We start from the raw sequence: 7,242 nt of genomic DNA, 5'->3' as shown, positions 1-7,242 counted from the left end.
CTACGATGTATTTGCTCTGGTAGGCATACATTTATGATAGAGTGCCTCTTCTTTTTTGGCTAGGATTTTGTAGAAATACCACCGAGAACTATTTTACACATACGACGGTAGAGAACTTCTTGCACATTCCCATCGATTATTATGTGAAGGTTGGTTTCAAAGGGTTTGTTGAAGGGGTAGACGAAATCGGTGGTGTTGATGTCGATGTTCCTTTCGATTTTTGGGAAAAGAACATTTATGATCACAATAAGCACATTAATTTTACTAAAGGTCCTATGCACTTGGATGGCGAGCAAGCTCTTGCCTATGTAAGAATGAGAAAGCGCGATCCCCGTGGAGACTTTGGACGTAATGACAGACAACGTCAGGTGATTGAAGCAGCATTGAGCCAAGTGAAAAGTGCAAACACCCTCTTTAAAGTGGATGAGCTATCGGACATTGTTGGCAAAAATATAGAAACAAATTTAATGCCAAGTGAAATCTATGCTTTAGAAAAGCAGTACTCTAATATTAAATCAACAAGTAAGTCCTTTACTCTAGATACCACACAAGGCCATGGGAGCGACGAATATATCAATAATATTTATTACTATGCGCCAGATCCGAATTACGTTCAACAAATAACCAATGCGCTCAGAAAACAATTGGAGCTTGGACCTTATGATGATTCCACTTCAAACGCCGATACAACAATGTCAACGACAAATACTCAATGATAGAAAAAAACACTCCTAAGAAAATTAGGGGTGTTTTTTGGGGACGAGTAAACCTCCGAGTTGTTCTGAGAAAGCTGCTGACGAAGCGATACGACTAGATGCAGGATTTAGGGAACTTGGTTCAAAATGAGTTGAGGCCACTAAAGACGATCGGCTAAAACCAACATATGCATCAAGAAGATGGCATTGGCTAAGTGCGCCACATCCATGTGATAAAGCCGAAGCTAGCCCAAGCACTTTTCTCGGAGATCCCGATGGCGTATCATAAAACACTAAAACTAGCCCCTCCTGCGCCTTGGCGGCTGAAGCTAGCTCCTCACTCCCCCAAAAAAAGTAAGCATTGAGAACACTTTTCGGTAATCCCGATTTGTACAAAGGTGGGTTGTGCCTGTGGACAGCGAGCAGCCTAAATTGGGAACGGGTACTATTCACTCTACTGATAGCTATAAGAAGCCACCATGGACGTGCGAATGCGGAGCCATGGTGGTTTCTTATCATTAAAAAAAGTCACATGGCGCTTCTATGAAGCCCGTGTGACTTTTTGTTTACCCTTTTTCTTTTGATGTTTGATAAACGATTTTCTTTATGACATTGAGCAATGGCTTTTTGCGATTTTCGTTCAAGGTGTCGACAACTTCAATAGTAAAGCGCAGGAGCACCAGTGAAAGCGCAAGGATAATAAGTGAGCCCCAGAGTACTGAACGTGAGAAAACAACCGCTGCTGCTCCGAAAAATAAGCTAATGATGTAAATAATAAAAACAGTTGTTCGATGGCTAAATCCCATTTTAAGGAGTTGGTGGTGCAAATGTAATTTATCTGGTGTTGATATCTTTTGTCCCTTGGCGACCCTCCGAATAATGGCGAAGGATGTATCGAAAATCGGTACGGCCAGGATAACGATCGGTACAATAAGAGAGAAAATCGTCAAGCTCTTGAAGAGCCCCAAAATAGAGATGATTGCCATCGTATATCCAATGAACATGGAGCCCGAATCCCCCATAAAGATCTTTGCGGGATGGATGTTGAAGAAGAGAAAACCAACGGTTCCACCGAGAAGAATAACAGAGAATCCGATAGCTAGGACTTGGTTATTTAAAATACTCATGATTAACATGCTGCAAAGCGCGATGGAAGAAACACCGCTTGCTAAGCCGTCTAATCCATCGAGAAAATTGATGGCATTTGTAATACCGACGATCCAAATAATTGTAATTGGAATGGACAACCAACCAAATTCAATCCGGCCGATGATCGGCAACTGTACAAAGCTGATTGTAAATCCTGATACGACGACAAGCACCGCAGCTAAGGTTTGCCCTAAGAGCTTATACTTAGGTGGTAAATTGTATTTATCATCAATGACCCCAGTAGCGAGAATGATGATACCTCCAACAAGAAACGCCGTCAAAGACGAGGCGTGGAGGGAATCAATTTGCGGGATTAAGTATAAATAGCCTGCAAAAAAGCCTAATGCTATAGATACTCCCCCTAGGTAGGGCATGATTTTTTGGTGCACTTTTCTTTCATTAGGCTTGTCAACTATATTAAATTTAAATGCGAGCTTTCTAACGATTGGCGTTGTAATTAATGTCACCGCAAGCGCGATGATAAACGCAAAGGTGTATTCGTTTAGAAAATGACTCATAAATTCACCTTCTTAAATTCTGTGCCTTATTAAATAAGGTTGGTTTTGGAACACTTTTTTATACTTTTGGAAAGTATAACTTGACGTCTGATCAGAGGAGGGCTTTGATGCCGCCTTGATCCTTGCCAATAATCACGTCCCTGCACCATAGTGTGTCTGTAGGCTAAGAGGCTACGGTGAAATAAATGCTTTCAGCGTCATGAGTGCACCATAAATTGATGCTTGTCATAATTTGACATACTATGTAAGAAGAGACTCACTTTAAGCTGCGTTCTTACGTCTCTATCCATAATAATACTTATTTAAAAAATTGTACATAGTACCAAAAAAATCTCATGACTAGCGTCTGTTTTCTAAATATGCTTTGGCGAGTTTTTCTATACCAAATTCAACTTCTCACATCTTTCTGTCCCCAAAGATGAAGTTGTACTATAATTAGTCTAACGAAAGAAAATCGTTTTCATTATTTTGTGTTAAAAATCACACAAAATTTTAAAGAAAGGATGACGTGGCTGTGGATTTAGGATTGCAAGGAAAAACAGTGATTGTCACTGCTGCAAGTAAAGGGCTAGGTAAGGCAGCAGCAAAGCAATTTGCAGAAGAAGGCGCTCACGTTTTAATCGCCAGTCGCAATGAGGCAGAATTAAAAAAAGCTACTGCTGAAATACAAGAAACCACCGGTAATCTGCAGGTGCAGTATACTGTATGTGATATGACAGATGCTGAGGCAATCAAAAGGATGGTATCCTACGGAGTATCCCAATTTGGCACGGTTGATGTACTAATTAATAATGCCGGGGGCCCACCAGCAGGCACTTTTGAGGACTTTGATGACGAATCATGGAAAGGCGCTTTTGAACTCAACCTGCTGAGTTTTATTCGAACGATTCGTGAGGTCTTGCCTTATATGAGAAAATCTGGAGGCGGACATATCGTTAATATCGCCTCATCTTCCTTTAAACAACCTATTGATGGATTAATCTTGTCCAATACATTCCGAACGGCGATCGTTGGTTTAGCCAAAAGCCTTTCACAAGAGCTTGCTCCAGATAACATCTTAATCAATACAGTGGGTCCTGGTCGTATAGCTACGGACAGAGTGGCTCATCTTGATCAAGTGCTCGCTGACCAAAAGGGCCTCTCTATAGAAAAGGTTAGGCAAAGCTCAGAAAAGCAAATCCCAATGGAACGCTATGGCGAGCCAGAAGAATTTGCAAAAATGCTTGTATTTTTATGCTCAGAGGCCAACAGCTATACAACAGGCCAGGCCTTTTTGGTGGATGGTGGACTGGTTAAAGCCTTATAAAAAAATGGCAAATTTATTTGTGCGATTTGAATGATAACAAATCCGAGGGTCAAGCTTCCGAATCCAGGAGCGAGTGTGTCAAAAGGCAGAAGCGAGTGAACACATGCCGGTTACAATGTAACAAAAGCTCCGCTCCTTTTAACAAAAGCGAGCCATAAAATAACAAAAAATCGACCCTTGAGAACGAGTAGTGATGGTCATGTCATAGCCTCTCTAATGTTAAAGGACAGGACTCGGACGCTTTTTTAGATAAGTTTTTCTGATGAGGTGATATCTACTTCAATAAAGGTATCGTCCATTTTTAAAATAATAGCCTGGCCGTTCGTAAGATTTTTCATCCAATCTGTAAATTCACTTGCGTCTTGCTCGCGTACAGCAATTTCTAATGCTACATTTTCTGTATAGGTTGTTTCACGCAAGATATAGGATGAATGCTGGAGAGCGTTCTCTATCGCTCCTAATAAAGGATAATCAATGGTTATTTTATAAAGGGTGACCGGCACACGTTCAACAACACCAGACGCGGCAATGCCTGCAGTCGTTGCTTGGGAATAGGCGCGAATCAAACCTCCTGCGCCTAATTTAATGCCACCAAAATAGCGAGTGACAACAACTAATGTATCGCGGAGATCCTTTTTCTTGAGGACTTCAAGGATAGGCACACCAGCGGTTCCACTTGGCTCACCAGCATCGCTGGCTTTTTGTACGTTATTGTTCTCGCCCACAACATAGGCATAACAATTATGATTAGCTTTCCAATGGACTTTATTAAGCTCCGAAATCATCTGTTGTGCTTCAGACTCGTTTTCGATATGTGTCACATGGGCAATGAATTTGGATTTTTGTATCACGATTTCATTCTCAGCCTGACGCTTTACTGTATAATAGGGTTGGGACATATGAAGATCCTCCTCATTGACAAGGCTCTCTTTATGATAAAGCGCTCCTTTATTTCAAGCAACTCTTATGGGTCTTTGGTCATGAAATCAGAGCAAAAAGCGAATGCTATATAGGGATGAGACATTATTCGCAGTAGCATGCTATGAATGAGTGGTACTTTCGTTATAATATAGACTGTTAGACCTAGTTACAAAATGGGTAAGAAGGTTCTAGTTAATTTATCATGGATGCGGTAATGTGATAGTGGGGGAGTTCTAATGTCATCCGAAAACATGAATTACAAGTTAGACGCTAAACGATTGGACACCATATTAGATTCAATGGTTGAGACTGTTAACAAAAGTAAGGATCAAATCTTTGAGATTGGTGAGCAATCGCGTGCAGAATACACTAACTTAGTCGAAGAACTTTCAAAAGTCAAAAGAGAAACGTTCCAAACGATTTCTTATTACGACCAATTAGAGAAACAAGCGAAGCAAGCCCGGACACGCCTTGCTGAGGTGAGTAAACATTTTCAAAAGTATGGAGAAAGCGAAATTCGTTCGGCATATGAGAAGGCGAATCGCATTCAGATTGAATTATCCATCGTTCAGGAAAAAGAAAAACAATTACGGCATCGCCGGGATGACATTGAACGCAGAATTGGATCGTTAAAAAATACGACAATAAGAGCAGAGCAGCTGGCTGGACAAACCTCGGTTGTTCTTGATTATTTAAATGGAGATCTTAAGAAAGTCAGTGAGCTTGTGGAAGACGCCAAGCAGAAACAGGCTTTCGGTCTCAAGATCATCGAGGCGCAAGAGGAAGAACGGAGAAGGCTTTCAAGAGAAATTCATGATGGACCGGCGCAATTGCTTGCTCATGTTCTCATCGGTTCGCAAATTCTGGAACGAGTGAATCGAGAAAAGGGACCAGAAGAATCGTCTAAGGAGATCGCCAAGTTAAGAAATACGATACGGGATGCTCTATATGAAGTTCGGAGAATTATTTATGATTTAAGACCGATGTCTCTTGATGATTTAGGTCTTGTGCCGACATTAGAAAAATATTTATTGCGCATAAAAGAACAATATCCAGATGTCGATATTATTTTCAAAACGTTAGGCAACGAGGAGCGTCTGCCAGGAAAGATGGAAGCGGCTCTCTTCAGACTCGTCCAAGAGGCAGTACAAAATGCGTGTAAGCACGGAAAACCGAGCAGAGTCAATGTACTTATTGAATTTAGAGAAAACCGCATCTCATTGTTGGTTAAGGATGATGGGATAGGCTTTGATCCAAAAGTGCAAAAAGAGAATACATTTGGGTTGATTGGAATGCAGGAAAGAGTGGAGGTTCTGGAAGGCAATCTCAGCATACGCTCTTCCAAAGGGAGTGGCACTTCACTCAGTATTCAAATCCCCATTATAAGGGAGGAAGAAGGAGATTGAATATAAAGCGTCGAAAAAAGACTTCTATTGCCATCATTGATGACCACCGCTTATTCAGGGAAGGCGTTCGTCGAATTTTGGAGATGGAAAATGATTTCGAAATTATTGCTGAAGGCAGCGATGGCACTGAGGTTGAAAAAATAGTTATTGAAAAAAATCCAGAAGTCATCCTAATGGATATCAATATGCCTGGCCTAAATGGTGTAGAGGCTACAAGACGTCTCATTTCTCAATATAAGAATGTTAAAGTTATTATTCTATCAATTCACGATGATGAAAATTATGTTACTCACTCATTAAAGTCGGGGGCATCAGGGTATTTATTAAAAGAAATGGATGCCGACTCATTAGTTGAAGCGATTAAGGTTGTCGCAGATGGCGGTGCCTATATTCATCCGAAGGTAACCCACAATCTTATTAACGAGTATCGTCGCCTAGCCACTACAGGTGAAAAAATGATCTCTTCAGGCTTCAGAGATGTTGAATACCGCAAGCCCCTTCATATCCTAACGCGAAGAGAATGCGAAGTCCTACAATTAATGACAGATGGCAAAAGCAACAGAGCCATTGGCGAGATTCTCTTTATTAGTGAAAAAACGGTAAAAAACCACGTCAGTAACATCCTACAAAAAATGAATGTTGACGACCGTACTCAAGCCGTCGTTGAAGCCATTAAAAACGGCTGGGTCTACGTCAGTTAACCCGCCTAAACTGTCCCAGTTTCAGAAAAGGACAAGCAGACAGTATGTCATCATTTAAACATATTATTCATATTCCTAAACAAACATCAAAGGCTATCCACCGCAAAGATAAGTGGATAGCCTTTTCTATTAACATTGAGATGGTTTTACGACTCACTTACCAGACTCGACAGTGGACAAAAAATGCTTTTGCTCGCTAAGTGAGAGGCGAAAGGCATGCTAGCTGTGCAAATTTCTATAATTTATCCAGAGTTTAAGCCTCCGAATCCAGGAGTGAGCGCAACAAAAGTCAGGGGTAAGTTAGCAAATACGGGTTCTAAATTAACAAAAGACAGGAGCCTTTTAACAAATCCCAAGCCCAAAGGAACAAATAACCCCCGAAGTTTCCAAAAAGGGAACGAATCCGAGGCTTAAACTTCCGAATCCAGGAGTGAGCGCAATAAAAGTCAGGGGTAAGTTAGCAAATACGGGTTCTAAATTAACAAAAGACAGGAGCCTTTTAACAAATCCCAAGCCCAAAGGAACAAATAACCCCCGAAGTTTCCA

General features: G+C 41.1%; 6 protein-coding genes. 4 read left to right on the top strand and 2 right to left on the bottom strand.

Translation table 11 applies throughout. The features are described from left to right. The first annotated feature begins 41 nt into the window (after positions 1–41). Positions 42–716: an LCP family protein gene (locus IEW82_RS19720; protein WP_268237419.1), complete on the top strand. Its 675-nt coding sequence runs from the start codon at positions 42–44 to the stop codon at positions 714–716. Between the two features lie 545 nt (positions 717–1,261). Here IEW82_RS19720 and IEW82_RS19715 read toward each other — a convergent pair. Then, the gene (locus IEW82_RS19715) at positions 1,262–2,362 is read right to left on the bottom strand and encodes a glycosyltransferase family 4 protein (protein ID WP_188699079.1); all 1,101 of its coding nucleotides are present in this window, start codon (positions 2,360–2,362) and stop codon (positions 1,262–1,264) included. Positions 2,363–2,876: 514 nt separating this feature from the next. Between IEW82_RS19715 and IEW82_RS19710 the strand changes: the two genes are divergently transcribed. Continuing rightward, the gene (locus IEW82_RS19710; RefSeq protein WP_188699077.1) at positions 2,877–3,668 is read left to right on the top strand and encodes an SDR family oxidoreductase; all 792 of its coding nucleotides are present in this window, start codon (positions 2,877–2,879) and stop codon (positions 3,666–3,668) included. Between the two features lie 245 nt (positions 3,669–3,913). On the opposite strand, the gene IEW82_RS19705 is transcribed toward IEW82_RS19710, so the two are convergent. Next, positions 3,914–4,567: a YigZ family protein gene (locus IEW82_RS19705; protein ID WP_188699074.1), complete on the bottom strand. Its 654-nt coding sequence runs from the start codon at positions 4,565–4,567 to the stop codon at positions 3,914–3,916. A gap of 258 nt (positions 4,568–4,825) precedes the next feature. Here IEW82_RS19705 and IEW82_RS19700 point away from each other — a divergent pair, with 258 nt between their 5' ends. Next, positions 4,826–5,995, top strand: coding sequence for a sensor histidine kinase (locus tag IEW82_RS19700; RefSeq protein ID WP_308422178.1), 1,170 nt, complete (start codon positions 4,826–4,828; stop codon positions 5,993–5,995). Further along, positions 5,992–6,696 (top strand): response regulator, encoded by a 705-nt coding sequence (locus tag IEW82_RS19695; protein ID WP_308422177.1) that lies wholly within the window; start codon positions 5,992–5,994, stop codon positions 6,694–6,696. Before IEW82_RS19700 ends, IEW82_RS19695 begins: the two co-directional genes overlap by 4 nt. Positions 6,697–7,242 lie beyond the last annotated feature (546 nt).

Origin of the sequence: Pullulanibacillus camelliae, from assembly GCF_014642655.1 — a bacterium.
GTDB lineage: Bacteria > Bacillota > Bacilli > Bacillales > Sporolactobacillaceae > Pullulanibacillus > Pullulanibacillus camelliae.
This window is presented reverse-complemented; position numbering and strand designations above follow the sequence as displayed.